The organism is Nocardioides sp. J9 (assembly GCF_007829375.1).
In the GTDB taxonomy this organism is placed as follows: domain Bacteria; phylum Actinomycetota; class Actinomycetes; order Propionibacteriales; family Nocardioidaceae; genus Nocardioides.
In genome coordinates this window covers 15,005-33,523 of the sequence record NZ_VLJQ01000066.1, presented here as the reverse complement: position 1 = coordinate 33,523, position 18,519 = coordinate 15,005, and the positions used below count along the sequence as shown (strand labels likewise).

Sequence of the window (18,519 nt, the reverse complement as noted above, 5' to 3'; positions counted from 1 at the left end):
TCCACAGGCCCGAATCGACGACTTTCGCGCCGTATGTTGGACCGGTGCCGAAGCCTCCCTCGACCATGCCCCGGGACCTTCTCGAGGAGCCGGTCGTGTTCGGCCGGCCCGGCGACGTCACTTGGGTCCAGCCGACGACGCCCGCGGCGTACGCGAGCGCACGGGCGGCCGAGTTGCAGCACCACTTCGTGGTCGAGACGACCGATCGCTTGGAGCGGCTCGGGCGTTCGAAGTCCTGGCTGGAAGAGCGCTCCGGGATCACGGCCGGACGCCTCAGCAAGCTCCTGCGCGGGTACGCGCAACTCACGTTGAGGGACGTTGTAGCCCTCGAAGGGATCCTCGGCCCGATGCTGACCGAGCTGGACTTCTCTCCGTTCGGAGTTCGGGACTCGAGCCTGCAGGCGCGCTATCAGCACGGGCAATAACGGCGGAAGGACGCACCTTCGCCGCGCGCGTCGGTCGCTGCCGTCGGACGCCCGTGTCGGCGGTGGGCTTTGGTTCGGTCGAGTTTGTCCACGAGGAGCGGCCGGAACTCGTACGGTGGCGTCGTGGCTATGAACTGGTCAGAGACCCTCGTAATAGGCGTGGCTTCGAGTGCCCTCTTCGACCTGACCGAGTCGCATGCCGTCTTCGAAGAGTACGGAGAGGACGAGTACCGGTCTTTCCAAGAGACGAAGTACGAGGAGCAGCTCGCTCCCGGCATCGCGTTTCCTTTCATCCGTAGGTTGCTCGGCCTGAACGACCTCGCCCCGGGTCCGTCTCCAGTTGTTGAGGTCATCGTGCTTTCGCGTAACGACCCGGAGACCGGGGCTCGAGTCATGCGCTCCATCGAGACGCACGACCTCCCGATGACGCGGGCCGTCTTCACGCAGGGAAGGTCCCCCTACAAGTACATGCCGGCTTTCGGAATGAAGCTGTTCCTATCGGCGAACCCGAAGGACGTCGCAGAGGCTACCGAGCTCGGATTCCCGGCAGGACAGGTAGTTGGGTCCGTTGCCGACCTCGAGGCGGACGATCCCTACGACCGCGATCTGCGGATCGCGTTCGACTTCGACGCGGTTCTTGCTGATGACTCTGCAGAGCGGGTGTATGTCGCCGAGGGCATAAAGGGCTATCACGAGCACGAGACGACGATGGCGGAGGTGCCCCTGCCGCCCGGCCCCATGAAGGACCTACTTGCGGCTATCAACCGTATCCAGGATCTCGAGGACGCCAGAACGAAAGATGACGACACTTACTCGCGTCGGCTTTTTGTCTCAATTGTGACAGCCCGGAACGCTCCGGCATACGCCCGAGCAATCAAGTCATTGAAGTCGTGGGGTCTGCGCGTGAACGATGGATTCTTCCTCGGTGGTTGGGAAAAGAGCGCGGTGCTGGAGATTTTGAAGCCACACATATTTTTCGATGACCAGATGTCGCACCTCGAAGGAACGCAGAGCTTGGTTCCGAGCGTTCACGTTCCCTTCGGTGTAAAGAATTCTTAGGACGCGCGCAGCTGTCTGCAAGGCTGATAAGCCGTGCGCGATGGAAACGGTGAAGCCCTAAGAACCTCCCACCCACCAGGGGGTGGGGGCGACCGGCGACGGCTCGACGCACGGCACGCGGCACATCGCGGCTCCGCGGTCACAATGCGCAGCATGAGCTGCGCGCGGACAGCGATCCCGTCCGTTCACACGCCGCTGGACGGAGACCCAGCAAAGTGGCTGCTACGGCCCCGATGGCCATGCCGGAACCCACGGCTGGGTGAGGGGAAGTCATATCCCCCGACATGCCGCGCCTGCTGGGCAGAACGCAACTTTTCTACTATTAGTGTTTGGGCGAACGGAGACGCGACTCCGCGCCGCTGGTGAGAGCCACGGTGGCTCTGTCGAAGGCGCCGTACTTCGGAGCAGATTGCAAAGGGGTCTTTCGTGGACGTTGTCGGATACAACCCAGGCCACGATGGCGCCGTCGTTCAACTTCGAGCGGGTCGCCTCACTGTCGCGGTGGAGGCCGAGAAGGACTCGAACTGGCGTCACACGCCGGTCGGCAGTAAAGAACTCATGGACGCGTTCACTCGACTGGACGAAACGCCAGACGTGCTAGCCGTCGGGGGATGGTGGCCACGCGAAGCCCGCCCGACCGGCACCCCCGCACACGTCGGTTACAGAGGCATCGGTCCGGACGATGTCCACCACGAGGACCGGCGCTTCCTAGGGAAAGCAGTCCGCTACTTCTCGTCGTCGCACGAACGGTCACATCTAATGTGCGGATACGGGATGTCGCCGTTTCCTCAGGGTCAGCCGTGCTACGCGCTAGTTTGGGAGGGTGAGATCGGTGCGTTCTACGAGATCGACTCCGATGTCGTCATCACACGCGTTGCCGACGTGCTAAATCAACCGGGCAATCGCTACGCCTCCATCTATGGGCTGGCAGACCCCACCTTCCCGAAAGACGCGCCCTTCTCGAGATTATCGGATGCAGGCAAGCTCATGGCGCTCGCATCCTTCTCCCAGCGCAAAACACCAACCGGCGATGAGGAAAAGATCATCGAGTTCCTTCTGTCCTCGCGCGACGTGCGCTGGGACCTGTACCAAGAACTCGAATCTTCAGTACATTACAACGTTGGTGTCGAAGACGTCGAATTTCGCAACTTCGCTGGAATCTATAGCGATCGGATCTTCGAAACCTTTCATCAGTTCGCCGCATCGCACCTTCGTCAAGGGTGGCCTCTCATCGTCACCGGCGGCTGTGGTTTGAACTGTGATTGGAACACTAAGTGGCGCGAAAGCGGAATCTTTTCCGACGTCTTCGTTCCTCCTGTCGCTAACGACTCCGGCTCGGCGATTGGAACTGCGATCGACGCGCAGTGGCACTGCACCGGGAACGCAAAGATTGAGTGGGACGTCTACTCCGGATTGCCGTTCGACACCAGCGCAACCACTGACCTCAGTAGCTACGACGTCCGCGACGTTATCCCTGCGGAGGTTGCCACCATGCTCGAGCGCGGACTCATCCTGGGATGGGTCAACGGGCGGTACGAGATCGGTCCACGTGCCCTTGGCAACCGATCCATCCTCGCGGCTCCCTTCGACGACGCGACCCGGGTCCGCCTCAACAACATCAAACAGCGCGAGCAGTTCCGACCGATCGCACCTGTTTGCTTGCAATCCGACGCCGCGCAGTGGTTCGGCTGCACGGACGCTAGCCCCTACATGCTTTACACCTATCGCGCGACCACCGACGCGCTTGCCGCAGTCACTCATGTAAACGGCACCGCGCGATTGCAAACTGTCACATCTACATCGAACGCCCCCCTGCACGACCTGCTCGTTGAGTTCAAGCAGCGCACCGGGTACGGCGTCTTGTGCAATACGTCGCTGAACTTTAGTGGCAAGGGCTTCGTCAACAACCTACGAGACCTGGCCGATTACACCTCCGCGCACGGGCTTGATGGGTTCGTCGTCGAGGGTCGTGCCTATCTCCTCAAAAAGTCGGAGCGGTATGCGGCGTATCGGGCGAATAGGCGGGAATTCCTCAGTTGAGCGACGAGCCTCGCGCCCACTCGATCGGGCACGCCAGCGCCGCGCCCTGGACCGACCTGCCACCGATCAACCCCACGACGAACGCGCCGTTTCCGGACGGGTTTGAAGAGGATGACGACCTGAGGTCAGAGTTCATTCGTCAACTGGCCTGCACATCGCTGCGTTTCCAGCAGTCAACGAGAGGACCAGACGCGACCGGTCACGCACACGCCGCCCGCAGTTCTTCGATACCGCGCACGCTCGTTCGCTTCTGGCACGACTCGCGACACGTCCCTGCCGACGTCCAGGCTTGTCTCGACAGTTGGGCTCCCTTGCGCAAGGAGGGCGTGACCTTTCGGATGTTCGACGACGAAACAGCCGCGACCTACATCGCTCACCATTATGGATCGCCGCAGGTCGCCGCTTTCGCTCGGTGTGAGCATCCTGCGATGCGCAGCGACTACCTGAGAATGTGCTTCGTCCTTGCCGAGGGTGGCTTCTATGTTGACGCCGACGACGTGCTGCTCGACGACGGCTGGCGACGAGTGTTCCGTGACAACACGCTGAAACTACAACCACTGTGTTATGACATTCCGGGAGCCACTATGGTTGCGGCAACTGAATCCGGTCTCTTGGAGCGCCCAGACCCGCGGCGCATCTTCTATATCAACAACAATCCAATTGCAGCGCCCCCGGGTCACCCGGTCTTACGGCGTGCACTCGCCCGGGCCACGCGGATGCTTCTCGATCGGACTCGCGTATGTGAGATCCAGTCCACCACCGGCCCGGGCAATCTAACAGCGGCGCTCGCCGCACATGCCCACGATGACCTGATTGCTGCCCGCCGCCTGAGCCTCGACCTCCTGTTTGATTGGGAATCAACCGCCCTTCCAAATTGGAATCTCGGGTATCGCCACGACGGCCGCAACTGGCGGAATTGGGATTTCGCCAGCACCGAGCGGCAGGTTCGCGACGGATGAACATCCACGATGCCCTGCGGCCGTCGCGCCATCAAGTGTTCCGTGTCTGGCGCCGCCTGACGACTGCCCTTCCGGCTGGACGGCTCCGAGCGTTCGGGGACCGCTCCGACCAGATCAACGCCGTCATTGTCATCAACTTGAAGCGGCAACCGGCCCGGTGGCGTCTCCTGATTCGCGAAGTGGGTCGGTTCCGAACAGCTGACGGTGCGCCCATGAGCACGATGACGCGCAGACTCTCAGCTGTGGACGCCCGTGACGGTCGTGCAGTTGCAGCCACCGCCGACGTCGACGTCACGTACCGCGTCGGCGACCAGCTGTACGTGCAGCCGGACGCCCGACTTGCCGACTCCTTCGAGCCGAATGAGCCGGTGCGAATGACCAGACAGGAAGTGGCCGTTGCCCGCTCGCACATCGAAGTGTGGAAGACGATCGCTGCAGGAGCTGACGACCACGTCCTCGTGCTGGAAGATGACGTGTGGTTCCGCCCTGGCGCGAGGGCGGCGATCGACAACGGCTGGCGCGACGCCGTTTCCCACTCGGCTGGTCGGCAGGGCCCGCAACTGCTGTACCTCTCATACGCCGTCGCCGACCCCGATGTGCAGCACCATAAGGTCACAAGGTCGGTGTTTCGCCCGAAACGAGGCCTCTGGTTCCTGTCGGGTTACGTGTTGTCCCGTAGCGGAGCCGCAGAGCTGCTCCGTGCTATGCCCGTCGTTGGGCCTGTCGACCTGTGGATCAACTATCAGCTGGACAATCTCGACGCGTTCGCGCTGGCGACACCCGCGCTCGCACAGCGGAACGACGTAGTCTCTAGCAACGCGTACTCCATATTGCCGTACTTGGCGCGCGCCGGGATCGTCGACGCGGAGCGCGAACTCACCCATCCCGGCGTACCGCGCACGGGCCCGGTGCTCGGGTGGAGCTGCGGCGGAGAGGTGGAAGGCCTCGCCATGGCACTCTCGATGCTTGGACTTCGGGTCCGTGCCTTCGACGGAGACGAGCAGCCGCTCAACCCGCAAGACCTGCGGCAAGCACTCCAAACCTTTGACGCCCTCGTTGATGCACCACTGGACCCGACGACTCTCTCCCTGATTTCGGCCGACGAGACCGCGGTCGTCGTCGTCGAGCAAGACGCGGCGGTGCCGTCTGACCTGAGTCCCGCACACCTCGGACCGCAGCGAGCGGTGGTGATCGAGAGCGCAGCGTCCACGGCCTGGCCACCGATATGCAGACTGCTGGGCGTCGATGTGCCCGCCGACCCTTACCCCGCCGGGGTGCCGCGAGCCTTCGGCATCTTCCGTGATGCGCGCCCAGAGGCGCGGGTAAGGGCGCCTTGGGGCGCCAGCGCAGACGTCGGTGTCAGTGTCGGTAAGGTCATCCAGTCGAGTACTGCAGCAACCTTCAGGGCGGACATCAGGCAAGGCCGCGAGGTAGGCGGGCAGCAGCCTAAACGCGCGGCTCTCGACCGCGACGACACGCCCTGGGTGTTGCCGCCCAGCAGCGACTGGCGGCCGCTGCTGCATACGGGCAATGCACCACCTCCTGCTGGATCACCGCGCATCGACGCATCGATGAACCAACCGACACCGGCTCTTACGGCACTCGCCGAGACGTTTCCCGGAAACTTGGCTTCATTCAGCCGAACAAACGTCCGACACCACCCGGACGGACTCCACCTCCAGCTCGAACTTGAGAATCGGGGGCACCGCCCATACCGATCCGGCGCGGTCGCTTCCACCGACTGGTTCACCCATGGACGGTTCGAGGCGAGCATCAGACCTGCTCCGGGGCCGGGAGTCGTCACTGGCTTCTTCCTTCATCGTGCGACGCCGCGCCAAGAGATCGACATCGAATTCATCGGCTCTCATCCCACCCGGATGCTGACGAACGTCTACTTCAATCCTGGCGATGACGGCACGGCATCGAGTTACGGCTACCGCGGGTCACCTTGCTGGGTGGAACTTGGATTCGACACCACCGCTGAGTTCCACACGTATGGCATCGACTGGCGCCCAGGCTGCATCTCCTGGCTGGTGAACGGCACCGTCGTGCACCAGCGCGCCAGCTGGGATCCGACGCCAATTCCTTACCTACCCATGCGCCTTCATGCCAACGTGTGGGCGCCTCGCTCCCATGAGCTCGCCGGGCGCCTCGGTGACCGCGACTTGCCCGTAGCGGCCGTCATCGAAAACCTGCGCGTGACCGCTTGAGCGCCACGAGCGTCGGGCACCGCGCCTCGCCAGGCAACTGTCCGGACGGGGCCGCGATCCGGTGACTACACGACCCAGCGGAAGATGCGATTGGGTTCGGCGAGTCGGCCAGTGAGATTCGCTCGGCAATGGGCCGTGCGCATCTCGTTCGCAAGTTAGAGGGGCGACAACACCTCGCCTCGATTCTGATACGGAGCCCCTTCTGGGCGGAAAGCCCGCAGCGCATCGGCAGCCGCTGGCTTTCCGGCAGTTCGAAGGAACCACGGATCTGTCTTGCGCTTCGTCGATCGCCGGCGGGCTGAGCATTGCAGGAGATTCACTGCCGACATCTGATCGCTCGAGCGCCCATCGGTTCCTTAGGTGACTGTCAGGAGTCTTGGGCGGCGGTCGCCGCTCTCGGAGTCGGAGGTGACCAGATGGAAACGGTGGAGGAGATCCTCACCAGCAGTGAGGTGGCGCGGTGGATCCGGGTGTCGGAGTCGACGTTGTGCCGGTGGCGGCAGCGTGGGATGGGTCCGCGGGTGACGTGGATGACGTCGACCTGTCCGCGGTACCGCCGCAGCGACGTCGAGCAGTGGCTCGCGCGGGCGTCCTGACCATCAGCCGGCAACGGTCATGATCGAGAAGACCTCGGGCGGCCGGTTCCGGGCTCGGTTGAAGAGCGGGCGGCAGTTCGTCGCGAGCCGCACGTTCGACACCAAGCGTGAGGCGAGCGAATGGCTGGCGCGGGAGAAGGCTGCGCTCGACGGCGGGATCGATCTCATAGGGGCCCCCCGGCCGGTGCGGACGCTGCTCGAGGAGTGGCTGGTCGTACGGGAGTTCACGGTCGCGGCGAAGACGTACCGCAGCGACCAAGCCCTGCAGCGCTTGGTGCCGACCAGCATGCAGGCGATGCAGGTCGGCGCCGTCTCCGAGCGGGAAGTCGCGCGGTCCTTCGAGACCCTGATCCAGCGCGGGCTCAGCGAGCGCTCGGTGGTCCGGTACCGCGCCAGCCTCTCGACGTTCTTCGCCTGGTGCGCGCGGGAGAAGGCGGTCGTCCGCAATCCCGTGACCGCGACGAAGGTGCCACGGTCCTCGGAGGAGCCGACCGAGATGCGGCCGTGGACCGAGGCCGAGCTCGAGGCCACCTACGACCGCTGGAAGGCCCGCGACCCGCACCTGGCCGACGTCCTGCTGGTGCTCGGCTGGACCGGGATGCGGTGGGGCGAGGCGCGGTCCGTGCTGGTGGAGGACGTGGTCGACGTACCCACGCCCGGGCTGCTGGTAAGGCGTTCGCAGACCGAGGGCGGCGCGGTCAAGGCGACCAAGGGCCGGCGCGGGCGGCGGGTGCCGGTCGCTGACCGGGTCCTGCCGATCGTGCAGCGCATGGCGGAAGGCAAGGAGCCGACCGACCTGCTGATCACCACCGGCGGCGGTGCCCAGCTGCATCGCACCGCGGTGCTGCGCACGGTCAAGTGGGACCAGACCGCGGGTGGCCGGCGCATCCACGACCTGCGCCACACCGCGGCATGCCTGTGGCTGGCGCGCGGCGTCGATCCCGGCACCGTGCAGGCGTGGATGGGCCACGAGTCGATCGCGACCACGAACCGCTACCTGCACTTCCTCGGCACCTCGGCGGACCAAGCCGGCCTGGACCGGTTGAACGACCCCAGCCGCGGCCCCGCGACCAAACCCGACGCCGAGACCGAGGCATCAGACCTCCTCGGGCGGAGCACCCGGGAGGCTCTCCGCGGCTCCCCCACAGGCCGGGGGTACGCCGGGGGTAAGCGCGACGGCCCGATGCGGTGAATCCCGTCCGTGGAAGTCCCAACGCAGCAGAGCCGAAAACGCAAGAACCGGCAGGTCAGAGGCGACCTGCCGGTTCAAGCTGTGCTGGTGGAGGTGAGGGGATTCGAACCCCTGACCTTCTCATTGCGAACGAGACGCGCTACCAACTGCGCCACACCCCCAAGCGAGGAGAAACGGTAGCACCACCCCTCGGGCGGCGCCGAATCCGGGTCCCCGCCCCGGGCGGGGCGCGGGTCAGCGGGTCACGGCTGCTGGTAGGGCGCGTCCGGCGGGGCCGCGTCCTGGTCCTCGCCGTACGACGTCTGGGCGGTCGCGTCGTCCTGGCTGGTGACCTGCTCCGGCTCCTCGCCGTAGCCCGAGGTGGGCGGCTCGGCGTCCTGGTCGGCGTTCTCGGCGCGGTGCTTGCCGAAGTACTCCGCCTGCTCGGGGTTCCGGTCCTCGTCGGCCGTGCCCGGCGGGCGCGGGTTGTCGTAGCCGCTCGGTCCCTGATCCACGTCGGAGCTGTGCCGCGGCTTGGGCGGGTCGTCGAAGACGGTCGACTGCCCCTTGCCGACGAGGTCGTCGTGCGACAGCTCGTCGCCGACCTGGTCCGGGTCGGAGAACTGGGTGTCCGGCGACACGGCGGTCGACGACTCGTCGGCCTGCCGCTTCTCCTGCTCGCGCGCCTGCTGGGCTTCCTGGCGGTCTGCTGCGTTCTCCTGCGTCATGCCCGGGCGGTACCCCGCCCTGCAGGACCTACCCGACCCGGAGCCGGTCAAGGGCCGGTCAGGGGCGGGTCAGGAGCCGGAGGCGCGGCGCTCGTCGACCTGCGCGTCGGCCTCGGCCTGCGCGCGCTGGGCGTCGGCCTCGCGGGCGAGCTGGGAGTCGGCCTCGTTGCGGCCCGAGCTCCACACGCCGGTGGAGTCGAGGTCGATGGTGCGCACGGTGCGGCCGGCGGGGGCCTTGGCGACGTACGTCGGCAGCGGCACCGGGACCGGCGTCCAGCCGCCGGCGGCGGGCGCCTCGTCGAGCACCTCGGCGGTGATCGCCGGGATCTCGTCGGTGTTGTCGGTGTCGTCGTCGGCATCGAGGGTTGCGGCCGGCTCGTCGGCGGTTGCTCCGGAGCCGGCGTCCTCGGCGGCGATCGCCTCGTCGGCGAGGGTGCGGCGGCGACGGCGGCTCGCGGCCGCACGGACGGCCCGCTCGCGGCGGACCATGACCCGGCAGGCGACGAGCCACAGCACCAGGAGTCCGGCGGGGAGCGCGGTCCACGCCAGGGCGATGACCTTGCCGATGCCGAGGCCGGCGACGACCAGGGTGGCGAGGAGCAGGGTCGAGAAGACGCGGCGGCGGCGCTCGGCGGCGCGCCGGGCGGCGGCCGTCCGGGCACGGCGGCGGCGCCGTTCCTCCGGGGTGAGGTCGACCAGGCGGTCGGGACGCGGGGCACGCGGCGCAGGGGTGGGCGCCGCGGGCTCCTCGTCGCTTCGCTCGGGCTGCTCGGCGACCGGCTGGTCGATGGTCGCCGCCGGCTCGTCGGCCGGCTCCTGGGCCTTCGCCGGCTTGCCGCCTGCGGTGACCAGCTCGGCCTCGGAGGCGGACACCGGCTCGCGCCGGGCCAGCACCCGCAGCCGGTCGGAGAACCCGTCGACCGAGCGGTTCGCGGAGTCCTCCTCGTGGTACTTGAGCGCCTTCGGCACGAGGTAGACCGCCCAGGCCACCGCCAGTGCGACGAAGATCAGTGCGCTCAGGTCCACACCGAGAGGTTAGGAGTCCCGGCTCGAAGTGGGACGCAAGTGCATCGGTGTGTCACGAACTGATTGGTGTGACGCGTGTGATCCCGGTCGGCCCGCGGCCGCAGCGGGCTCAGGCCTCCGGCTCGTCGAGCCGGACGAGCACGCCGCGCGGCGCCTCCTCGCGGGTCACCGCGAAGATCCGGTGGTCGCGCCACTCGCCGTCGATGTGCAGGAAGTGCGGCGCGTAGCCGACCTCGTGGATGCCGAGCTTCTCGACCACCCGCAGCGAGTTGGTGTTCTCCGGGCGGATGCAGATCTCGATGCGGTGCAGGCCGGCGGTGAAGAAGCAGTGGTCGATGACCATCGCGACGGCACGCGGGATGATGCCGCGGCCGGCGAAGTCCTGGTCGATCCAGTAGCCGACGGAGGCGAACTGCGCCGACCCGCGGACGATGTTGTTGACGCTGACCTGGCCGGCGAACCGGCCGTCGACCTCGACGACGAACGGGAAGGTCGTGCCGCGGCGGGCCGAGCGGCGCAGCCGCCGCACCAGCGCCTTGAACGACATCGGCCGCGCGTCCGAGCCGGGCGGCGCGGTCGCGTCCCACCGGGCCAGCCAGAGCGCGTTGCGGCGGCGGGCCGAGCGCCAGTCCTTCGCGTCGCGGCGGCTGATCGGGCGGAGCCGCACGACCGGGTCGGTGCCGGAGATCAGCTCGTTGGGCCACGCCCTCCCGGGCGTGCCGGTCACCATCCGCGCGCGCCCCGGCCGCGCCTCACGCCCCGTGCCGCTGCTCAATGGTCGCTCCCGACGACCTGCTCGACGGCGTGCTGCACGACCGGCGCGAGCACCTCGAGCGCGTCCTTCACTCCCCCGCGCGAGCCGGGCAGGTTCACCACGAGCGCCCGGCCGGCGACCCCGGCCAGCCCGCGGGACAGCACGGCGGTCGGCACGCCCTTCGCGACACCCGCCGCGCGGATCGCCTCGGCCAGGCCGGGGACCTCGCGGTCGAGCAGCGGCTGGGTCACCTCGGGGGTCCGGTCGGTCGGGGTGAGGCCGGTGCCGCCGGTGGTGAGCACGACCCGCGCGCCGGCGTCGACGGCGGAGGCGATGGCCAGGCCGACCGGCTCGCCGTCCGGGCAGACGACGGGGTCCCCCACCGTGAACCCCCACGAGCGCAGGGCGTCGGCGATCAGCGGACCGGTCGTGTCGTCGTACACACCGGCCGCGGCGCGGTTGGACGCGACGACCACGACGGCCGGCAGGCCGCTGCCCTCGCTCACCGCGACCAGTCCCCCGACTTGCCCCCGGACTTCGACTCGACCCGCACGTCGGTGATCACGGCCGCCTTGTCCACGGCCTTGACCATGTCGACGACCGTGAGGGCAGCGACGGAGACCGCGGTGAGGGCCTCCATCTCCACCCCGGTGCGGTCGGTGGTCTTGACGGTGGCCGTGATCTCGACCGCGTCGTCGGCGACGGAAAGGTCGACCTTCACCCCGGAGACGGCGAGCGGGTGGCAGAGCGGGATCAGCGCCGGGGTCTGCTTGGCGCCCATGATCCCCGCGATCCGGGCGACCGCGAGCGCGTCGCCCTTCGGCACGCCGTCCCCGCGCAGCAGCGCGACGACCTCCGGGGAGACCAGGACCCGGCCGGATGCGCGGGCGACCCGGGTGGTCACGTCCTTCGCCGAGACGTCGACCATCCGGGCAGCGCCGGACTCGTCGACGTGGGTGAGCCGGTCGGCCATCAGATCTCCCTCGGGTTCACAGGTCCAGCACCTCGATCGCCTCCGCCTCCAGGGTCCGCCCGAGGGGCGGCACGACCAGCAGCACCTCGGCTCGGGCGAGCAGCCGCTGGGAGTGCCCCGCGTGGCCGGGAAGGGGGACGACGTGGCCATTGTCGTCGTAGACGCCCGGAAGGAGAACAGTGCGGTCGCCGGCGTGGACGGGCGCGCCGAGCCGGACCCGCCGCACGGGCGCCCCGGCCGGGTCACCGGCGAGGACCGCGAGTGCGTCGCGGCCGTAGAGCAGGAAGGCGCCGTACGCCGCGACGGGCGTGCCCGGCAGCGTCAGCACCGGAACCGCGCGACCGTCGACGTCGAGGACGCCGAAGCCCTGCGGCCGGCCGGGCCGCTGGGCGACCTTGCCGAACCAGAAGCCGGGCTCGTCGCGCAGCACGGCCTTCACGACGTCGTGGTCGCCGGCGGAGATGCCGCCGGTGGTGACGACCAGGTCGGACGCTGCGGCGGCGTCGCGCAGACGAGCGCGGAAGGCGGCGGGGTCGTCGCCGACCGGGCCGAAGCAGGTCACCTCGGCCCCCAGGCCGGCGGCGGCTGCCGCGATGGTGGCGGAGTTGCTGTCGGGGACGTCGCCGTTGACCAGCTCGGCGCCGGTGGACAGCACCCCGAGGCGCGGGCGGGGGCGCACGGGGACGGTGCGGTGCCCGACGGAGGCGAGCAGGCCGACGTGGGCGGGGCCGAGCGTGGTTCCGGCCGGTACGGCGACCTCGCCGGCGTCGACGTCCTCGCCGCGGCGACGGACGTGGCGGCCGGCGGCGGCCGTCTCGAGGACCCGCACCGGGTCGGTGCCGGTCGTCCACTCGAAGGGGACGACGAGGTCCGCGCCGGGCGGGAGCTCGGCGCCGGTCATGATCCGGATCGCCGTACCCGCCGCGAGGGTGGGCACGGGGTCGCCGGCCGCGACGACGCCGGTGACGGGCAGCTCGACGGGCACGGACCCGATGTCGGCCGCCCGCACGGCGAAGCCGTCCATGGCGGCGTGGTCGAACGGCGGGACGGCGAGCGCGGCCACCACGTCGGTGGCGAGCACCCGGCCGCGGGCACCGGCCAGCGGCACCTCGACCGGCCCGGGCAGGGGCGTGAGGGCCTGCCGGACGCGCGTGCGGTGATCGGCGACCGAGGGGTCAGGCATCCGACCCGCTGGGGTCGCCGGAGAGCACCTCGCCGGCCGGCACGCGCTGCACGCCCTTGCCGCCGAGCTCGACGTCGCCGACGACCTGGACGTTCGGGCCGAACGTCCAGTCGCCCTGCACCTTGAGCGAGGACGCCTTCGCCAGCGACGGCGCCCCCTCGGGGAAGCGCTTGTCGAACTCGCCCACGACCTTGAAGTGGTTGTCGTCCAGCTCGACGTAGGGCACGTTCGCCGCGACCTGGTCGAGCGAGAAGTCCGGGCCCATCTCGTAGACGTCGGAGCGCAGCACGAGCAAGTCGTTGGTCGTCTTGACCGGGATGAACCGGTCGCGGCCGACCTCGATCAGCCGGGCGCCCTCGAACACCTCGATCGCCGCGCCCATCGCGGTCTCGACCTGCACCACCTTCGGGCTGGTCGGGTCGGCCGGGTCGACGGTCTTCTCGTTGCGGATCAGCGGCAGCCCGAGCACGCCCTCGCGCGCGTCGAGGGTCGCCTTCATGGCGTGCAGGTCGAACCAGATGTTGTTGGTCGAGCAGTACTGGTGCCGGCTGAGGTCGGCCAGCGCCTCGCGGTCCTCGGGCAGGGTCTGCGCGGTCTCGCGCAGCACCAGCCGTCCGTCGGCCTTGCGGCGCGCGAAGTGGCCACCCTTCTTGTCCGAGGGGGTACGACGGACCGCCTCGATCGCGAAGGGCGCACCCGACGCCGCGAACCAGCCGGCGACCCGCGGGGCGGGCACGGCACCGAGGTTGTCGGAGTTCGACACGAACGCGTAGCGGTAGCCCTGCTCGATGAGCTGGTCGAGCAGGCCGGTGCCGCGCAGCGCGGTGTAGATGTCGCCGTGGCCCGGCGGGCACCACTCGAGGTCGGGGTCCTTGGGCCACTCGACCGGCTTGAGGCTGTCGAGGAGGAGCTTGGGCTCCATGTTCTGGCGGAACTCCAGCGGCAGGTCGGGGAGCTTGAGGTCCTCGTACCTCGCCAGCGCGGCCAGCGAGTCGGCCGACGTGCGGAACGAGTTCATCAGCACCAGCGGCAGCCGGACGCCGTACTCCTGGCGGAGGTGGAGGGTCTGCCGCGCGATGATGTCGAGGAAGGACAGCCCGCGGCGCACGCACAGCAGCGACTTCGCCCGGTCCATGCCCATGGAGGTGCCGAGGCCGCCGTTGAGCTTGATCGCGACCGTCTCCGCGATCGCCTTCGCGGCGACGTCGTCGGGGACCTCGACGTCGGCGATGCTCTCGATGTCGACCGGCTCGATGCTCGCCTCGGGGATCATCCCGGTCTCCCCGTGCTCGAGGAGCCGGTAGTAGTGCGCGAACGTCTCGATCGCCACGGGGTCGACGCCGGCGTCGACCATCTTGGCCCTCGCCAGCTCGAGCCCGGAGCTCCGCCCACTCATACCCATGTTGCCGATCGTAGGCTTGCGGCGTGACGAGTGGGCAAACCGGCCACGGTGCGATCGGAAAGCTCGCACTCCGCGACCAGCTGCTGACCGCGCGGCGCCGCCGGCCGCTCGCCGAGGTGGGCACCGCGGCGCGGGCGATCGCCGATGCCCTGCTCGCCGCGCCGGAGGTCCGACGGGCCGCCACCGTCGCCTGCTACGTCTCCGTCGGCACCGAGCCCGGCACCACCGACCTGCTCGACCGCCTGGTCGAGGCCGGCAAACGGGTCGTGCTGCCGGTGCTGCTGCCCGACAACGACCTCGACTGGGCGACGTACCACGGCCCGACCTCGCTCGCCCCCGCCCGCCGCGGGCTGCTGGAGCCGGTCTCCCCCACCCTCGGCGTCGACGCGGTCGCCACCGCCGACGCCGTGCTCGTCCCCGGCCTGGCGGTGGGCGCCGGCGGCCTGCGCCTGGGCCGCGGCGGCGGCTCCTACGACCGCGCCCTCGGCCGGGTGCCGGTGGGCACCTTCACGTGCGTCCTGCTCTACGACGACGAGCTGCTCCCCGTCGTGCCCTCCGAGCCGCACGACCGCCCGGTCACCGCCGCCGCCACCCCCGCCGGCATCACCCGCTTCCCCACCCGCTGAAGCTTCACGTCCGGCTCGTCGAGACGTCACTTGTGGCCTGTTGAGTGGTCACCTGTGGCGGGTCGAGTGGTCACGTCGTACGACGGCGCCACAACTGACGCCTCGACGAGCCACATCTGACCACTCAACGCGCAACAAGTGACGTCTCACCAGGCCACAAGTGACGTCTCGACGGACCCGGGTCAGCTGTCGGGGGTGAGGGTGAGCTCGTCCTCGGCGGCGTCGGCGACGGCCTCCTCGGTGAACGGCCAGGCGAGGGTCTCGCCGCGGGCCCAGAGGTCGGTCTGGTCGGTGTAGTTCGGGTGGAAGGCGTGGCCGGAGACGCCGGTCAGGTTGATCCAGCGCGCGGCGTCGAGGTCGTCCAGCGGCACGACCATCCGCATCGACGGGGCGGTGACGACCTGGTAGCCCTCGCTGGCGTCGGAGGCGGTCGCGTTGACCAGGGAGCTGCCGCCGGCGACGTCCCAGCCGCCGCGGTTGAAGAGCCACTCGACGACGCCGATGCCGGACTCCCCGAGGGTGGCCGAGCGCAGCTCGAGCTCGTGCAGCTCGCCCCACGACCACTCGTCGGCGTTGGGCGACTGGAGGGCGGTCAGCTCGTCGCGGGCGGCCATCATCGCGTCACGCAGGATGTCGTCGCGGCGCTCGACCTCGTCGGTCTCGACGTCGTCCCACCAGTGGTTCGAGGAGCGGCGCAGGATCCGCGACACCACGGTGAACCAGCGGTCGCCCCCGTCGGGCTCGAGCGCGGCGGGCAGCTCGTCGGCGAAGGTGCGCTGGAGCAGCTCGCGCCACACGACGTTGAAGTACGCCGCAGCCCCGCTGTCCGCGCTCTGCCGGTAGTTCCACGTGCGCAGCAGCCGCTGGCCGTCGGAGTAGTAGCCGGCCGGCAGGTCGATCTTGAGCAGGTACGGCGTCAGCGCCTGCCCGATCGCGCTCCAGTCGTCGAGCTGGATGGCTGCCATCTCGTCGACGCTGAGCTCGTCGTCGGCGGCGAGCAGCTCGTTGATCCGCGTCGAGCGGTAGCCCTGGTCCCAGTCGTCGGTGAGCCGCAGCGGGTAGCGGCGCGGGTCGATCACGGCCTGGTTGGCGGTCGCGATGATCCCGGAGTCCGGGTCGAGCACGTTCGGCATGGCGTCGTAGGGCACGTAGCGGCCCGTCCAGGCGGTGCTGCGGACCCAGCCGGCGGCGGGCGCACGGCCGACGTGGCCGGCCCGGCGCACCGGCACGCGCCCGGTGGCCTGGTAGCCGATGTGGCCGCGGGTGTCGGCGTACACGACGTTCTGCCCGGGGACGGCGAAGTCGGCGAGCGCGGCGCGGAAGGAGTCCCAGTCGGTCGCGAGGTCGAGGGCGAGCAGCGCGTCCGCGGTCGGGTGCGGCTCCAGCGCGGTCCAGGCCAGCGAGACGCCGACGTCCCAGCCGGCTTCCTCGGCGTCCAGGGCGGCCCCGGCGACGTCGTCGACCTGCTCGACGAGTCCGTCGTCGGCGACCTCGAGGGCGTCGAGCTCCTCGTCGACGTCGACGAGGTCGGTCAGCAGCGGTCCGTGGTCGGTGGAGCGGACGGTGACCTCGACGTCCTCGCCGTCGCGCACCTCGATGACCTCCTCACGGGTGGTCATCGGCAGCGCGCGGCCGCCGGACTGCCAGAGGTCGCCGGCGACCCGCTCGACGTACAGGTCGGTGACGTCGGGGCCGAGGTTCGTGAAACCCCAGGCGATGTCGCGGTTGTGGCCGATGACCACCCCGGGAACGCCGGAGAAGCTGAACCCCGAGACGTCCATCGGGCAGTCACTGGTGATGCGGCGGCAGTGCAGCCCGACCTGCGCCCACACGCCGGGCAGCGAGATGCCCAGGTGCGGGTCGTTGGCGAGGATCGGGGACCCCGTGCTGGTGTGCTCACCGTCGACGACCCACGCGTTGCTGCCGAGGCCGTCGCCCTTGCCGAGCAGGGCCGGCACGCCGGCGAGCACGTCGCGGATCCCGGCGAGCGCCGCGACGGTACGACGACCGCCCGGTGCCGGACGCTGCAGGAGCTCGGTGCCGGCGCTGGCGACGTCCTGGTCGAAGACGTCGCCGAGCAGCCCGCCCTGCTGGACGATCGGCGGGTGCCGGTCGAAGGGGTAGGCCGGGTAGAGCTCGTCGACGGCCTCGGGGCCGACCGCGGCCGAGGCCAGCGCGCGGCCGATCTCCTCCTCGAGGTTGCCGCGCAGGTCCCACGCCATCGCCTTGAGCCAGGCGATGGAGTCGACGGCGCTCCACTTCTCCGGGGTGTAGTCGAGGCCGGTCAGCCCGAGCAGGGTGTACTCCAGCGCCATCTCCGACGGCGAGCGGTCGGAGATGTAGGCGTTGACGCCCTCCGCGTAGGCGTCGAGCGCGCTGCGGGTGGCCGGGCGGAGCATGGTCAGCTCCTGCTCGGCGACCTGGCGCCAGCCGAGGGTGCGCACGACGAGGTCGCTCTCGAGGCCGTCCTCGCCGAAGAGCTCGGACAATCGCCCGGCGGTGGCGTGGCGGCGCACGTCCATCTCGAAGAACCGGTCCTGGGCGTGCACGAACCCCTGCGCCAGCATCAGGTCGTGCAGGGTGTCGGCGTAGATCTGCGGGATGCCGGCGTCGTCGCGCAGCACCCGCACCTCGGACTCGAGGCCGGGGACCTCCAGCTCGCCACTGGTCTGCGGCCACGGCCGGCGGACCAGGACCACCGTGGTCACCAGGCCGGCGACCAGCGCGAGCACCAGCAGGATCGCGATGCCGGCCATCCAGCGCAGCGCACCGGACCAGCTGCGGAAGCCGCGGCGGGTGCCGTCCTGCGGGGTCGCGGCGGGTGAGTCGTCCGTGCTGCTGCTTCCGTCCACCATGGTGGGCGCCATTGTGCCTGCTGGCCATGGTGGGACCGTGAATGCCCGCCCCCGGCGGGGTGTGCCGTATTCTTGGCACTCGACAGTCGAGAGTGCCAACCCGCTTCACCACGGAGTCCGCCGATGCCCACCTATCAGTACCTCTGCACCGAGTGTGGCCACGCCTTCGAGCAGTTCCAGAGCTTCAGCGACGACGCCCTCACCGTCTGCCCCGAGTGCGAGGGCCGGCTGCGCAAGGTCTTCAACTCCGTCGGCGTCGTGTTCAAGGGCTCGGGCTTCTACAAGACCGACAGCCGCTCCTCGAGCTCCGCGACGTCGACCGCGTCCTCCTCCAGCAGCTCGGACTCCAGCAGCTCCGGCAGCAACTCCAGCAGCTCGGACTCCTCGAGCTCCTCGAGCTCGTCGAGCAGCTCCACCTCCGGCAGCTCGTCGAGCTCCGGCGCCGCCGCCGCACCTGCCTGATCCCGCTCGTCCCGGCGGCCTCCCGGACCGCCTGTGGATGAGCCGCACGA

General features: G+C 69.3%; 17 protein-coding genes and 1 tRNA gene. 9 read left to right on the top strand and 9 right to left on the bottom strand.

The features are described 5' to 3' along the window. Nucleotides 1-44: 44 nt before the first annotated feature. The 7 genes from L615_RS09485 to L615_RS09455 all read left to right on the top strand — a co-directional run bounded on the left by L615_RS09485 (nucleotide 45) and on the right by L615_RS09455 (nucleotide 8,481). Nucleotides 45-425, top strand: a complete 381-nt coding sequence (locus L615_RS09485; protein WP_145724900.1) for a helix-turn-helix transcriptional regulator — start codon at nucleotides 45-47, stop codon at nucleotides 423-425. Nucleotides 426-554: 129 nt separating this feature from the next. Continuing rightward, nucleotides 555-1,484 carry a 5'-nucleotidase gene (locus L615_RS09480; RefSeq protein ID WP_145724971.1) on the top strand — a complete coding sequence of 310 codons (930 nt, stop codon included), beginning with the start codon at nucleotides 555-557 and terminating at the stop codon, nucleotides 1,482-1,484. A gap of 426 nt (nucleotides 1,485-1,910) precedes the next feature. Next, the gene (locus L615_RS09475; RefSeq protein ID WP_145724899.1) at nucleotides 1,911-3,524 is read left to right on the top strand and encodes a carbamoyltransferase C-terminal domain-containing protein; all 1,614 of its coding nucleotides are present in this window, start codon (nucleotides 1,911-1,913) and stop codon (nucleotides 3,522-3,524) included. Further along, entirely contained in the window at nucleotides 3,521-4,483 is a 963-nt protein-coding gene (locus L615_RS09470; protein ID WP_222430508.1) for a glycosyltransferase family 32 protein, read from the top strand. The genes L615_RS09475 and L615_RS09470 overlap by 4 nt, the downstream gene beginning before the upstream one ends. After that, nucleotides 4,480-6,693 (top strand): family 16 glycosylhydrolase, encoded by a 2,214-nt coding sequence (locus L615_RS09465; RefSeq protein WP_145724898.1) that lies wholly within the window; start codon nucleotides 4,480-4,482, stop codon nucleotides 6,691-6,693. Before L615_RS09470 ends, L615_RS09465 begins: the two co-directional genes overlap by 4 nt. Nucleotides 6,694-7,109: 416 nt before the next feature. Beyond that, nucleotides 7,110-7,289, top strand: a complete 180-nt coding sequence (locus L615_RS09460) for an AlpA family transcriptional regulator (RefSeq protein WP_145724897.1) — start codon at nucleotides 7,110-7,112, stop codon at nucleotides 7,287-7,289. Nucleotides 7,290-7,308: 19 nt separating this feature from the next. After that, entirely contained in the window at nucleotides 7,309-8,481 is a 1,173-nt protein-coding gene (locus tag L615_RS09455; RefSeq protein WP_145724896.1) for a tyrosine-type recombinase/integrase, read from the top strand. Nucleotides 8,482-8,566: 85 nt separating this feature from the next. Here the strand turns inward: L615_RS09455 and L615_RS09450 are convergent. The 8 genes from L615_RS09450 to L615_RS09415 form a co-directional block, all read right to left on the bottom strand. Next, nucleotides 8,567-8,642: transfer RNA gene (locus tag L615_RS09450), tRNA-Ala, on the bottom strand. 81 nt (nucleotides 8,643-8,723) lie between these two features. Then, nucleotides 8,724-9,188, bottom strand: coding sequence for a hypothetical protein (locus tag L615_RS09445; protein ID WP_028656172.1), 465 nt, complete (start codon nucleotides 9,186-9,188; stop codon nucleotides 8,724-8,726). Nucleotides 9,189-9,257: 69 nt separating this feature from the next. Next, nucleotides 9,258-10,214 carry a hypothetical protein gene (locus L615_RS09440; protein WP_145724895.1) on the bottom strand — a complete coding sequence of 319 codons (957 nt, stop codon included), beginning with the start codon at nucleotides 10,212-10,214 and terminating at the stop codon, nucleotides 9,258-9,260. 109 nt (nucleotides 10,215-10,323) lie between these two features. Then, nucleotides 10,324-10,989 carry a GNAT family N-acetyltransferase gene (locus L615_RS09435; protein ID WP_232221803.1) on the bottom strand — a complete coding sequence of 222 codons (666 nt, stop codon included), beginning with the start codon at nucleotides 10,987-10,989 and terminating at the stop codon, nucleotides 10,324-10,326. Continuing rightward, entirely contained in the window at nucleotides 10,986-11,474 is a 489-nt protein-coding gene (locus L615_RS09430) for a molybdenum cofactor biosynthesis protein B (RefSeq protein WP_232221802.1), read from the bottom strand. The genes L615_RS09435 and L615_RS09430 overlap by 4 nt, the downstream gene beginning before the upstream one ends. Continuing rightward, nucleotides 11,471-11,941, bottom strand: a complete 471-nt coding sequence (gene moaC / locus L615_RS09425) for a cyclic pyranopterin monophosphate synthase MoaC (RefSeq protein ID WP_145724894.1) — start codon at nucleotides 11,939-11,941, stop codon at nucleotides 11,471-11,473. Before moaC ends, L615_RS09430 begins: the two co-directional genes overlap by 4 nt. Nucleotides 11,942-11,957: 16 nt before the next feature. Continuing rightward, nucleotides 11,958-13,124 carry a gephyrin-like molybdotransferase Glp gene (glp, locus tag L615_RS09420; RefSeq protein WP_145724893.1) on the bottom strand — a complete coding sequence of 389 codons (1,167 nt, stop codon included), beginning with the start codon at nucleotides 13,122-13,124 and terminating at the stop codon, nucleotides 11,958-11,960. Next, nucleotides 13,117-14,520, bottom strand: coding sequence for a UTP--glucose-1-phosphate uridylyltransferase (locus L615_RS09415; protein WP_145724969.1), 1,404 nt, complete (start codon nucleotides 14,518-14,520; stop codon nucleotides 13,117-13,119). Before L615_RS09415 ends, glp begins: the two co-directional genes overlap by 8 nt. A 29-nt stretch (nucleotides 14,521-14,549) precedes the next feature. Here L615_RS09415 and L615_RS09410 point away from each other — a divergent pair, with 29 nt between their 5' ends. Next, on the top strand, nucleotides 14,550-15,152 hold the full coding sequence (locus L615_RS09410; protein ID WP_261376619.1) for a 5-formyltetrahydrofolate cyclo-ligase: 603 nt from the start codon (nucleotides 14,550-14,552) through the stop codon (nucleotides 15,150-15,152). Between the two features lie 182 nt (nucleotides 15,153-15,334). Here the strand turns inward: L615_RS09410 and L615_RS09405 are convergent, their stop codons facing one another. After that, nucleotides 15,335-18,007 carry a penicillin acylase family protein gene (locus tag L615_RS09405; RefSeq protein WP_145724892.1) on the bottom strand — a complete coding sequence of 891 codons (2,673 nt, stop codon included), beginning with the start codon at nucleotides 18,005-18,007 and terminating at the stop codon, nucleotides 15,335-15,337. 123 nt (nucleotides 18,008-18,130) lie between these two features. Here L615_RS09405 and L615_RS09400 point away from each other — a divergent pair, with 123 nt between their 5' ends. Continuing rightward, nucleotides 18,131-18,469 (top strand): FmdB family zinc ribbon protein, encoded by a 339-nt coding sequence (locus tag L615_RS09400; RefSeq protein WP_145724891.1) that lies wholly within the window; start codon nucleotides 18,131-18,133, stop codon nucleotides 18,467-18,469. Nucleotides 18,470-18,519 lie beyond the last annotated feature (50 nt).

Bases quoted from the DNA above. Each gene is read 5' to 3' on its own strand.
- glp (WP_145724893.1), bottom strand. From the start codon at position 13,124: ATGCCTGACCCCTCGGTCGCCGATCACCGCACGCGCGTCCGGCAGGCC.
- L615_RS09455 (WP_145724896.1), top strand. From the start codon at position 7,309: ATGATCGAGAAGACCTCGGGCGGCCGGTTCCGGGCTCGGTTGAAGAGC.
- moaC (WP_145724894.1), bottom strand. From the start codon at position 11,941: ATGGCCGACCGGCTCACCCACGTCGACGAGTCCGGCGCTGCCCGGATG.
- L615_RS09400 (WP_145724891.1), top strand. From the start codon at position 18,131: ATGCCCACCTATCAGTACCTCTGCACCGAGTGTGGCCACGCCTTCGAG.
- L615_RS09465 (WP_145724898.1), top strand. From the start codon at position 4,480: ATGAACATCCACGATGCCCTGCGGCCGTCGCGCCATCAAGTGTTCCGT.
- L615_RS09405 (WP_145724892.1), bottom strand. From the start codon at position 18,007: ATGGTGGACGGAAGCAGCAGCACGGACGACTCACCCGCCGCGACCCCG.
- L615_RS09480 (WP_145724971.1), top strand. From the start codon at position 555: ATGAACTGGTCAGAGACCCTCGTAATAGGCGTGGCTTCGAGTGCCCTC.
- L615_RS09445 (WP_028656172.1), bottom strand. From the start codon at position 9,188: ATGACGCAGGAGAACGCAGCAGACCGCCAGGAAGCCCAGCAGGCGCGC.
- L615_RS09460 (WP_145724897.1), top strand. From the start codon at position 7,110: ATGGAAACGGTGGAGGAGATCCTCACCAGCAGTGAGGTGGCGCGGTGG.
- L615_RS09415 (WP_145724969.1), bottom strand. From the start codon at position 14,520: ATGAGTGGGCGGAGCTCCGGGCTCGAGCTGGCGAGGGCCAAGATGGTC.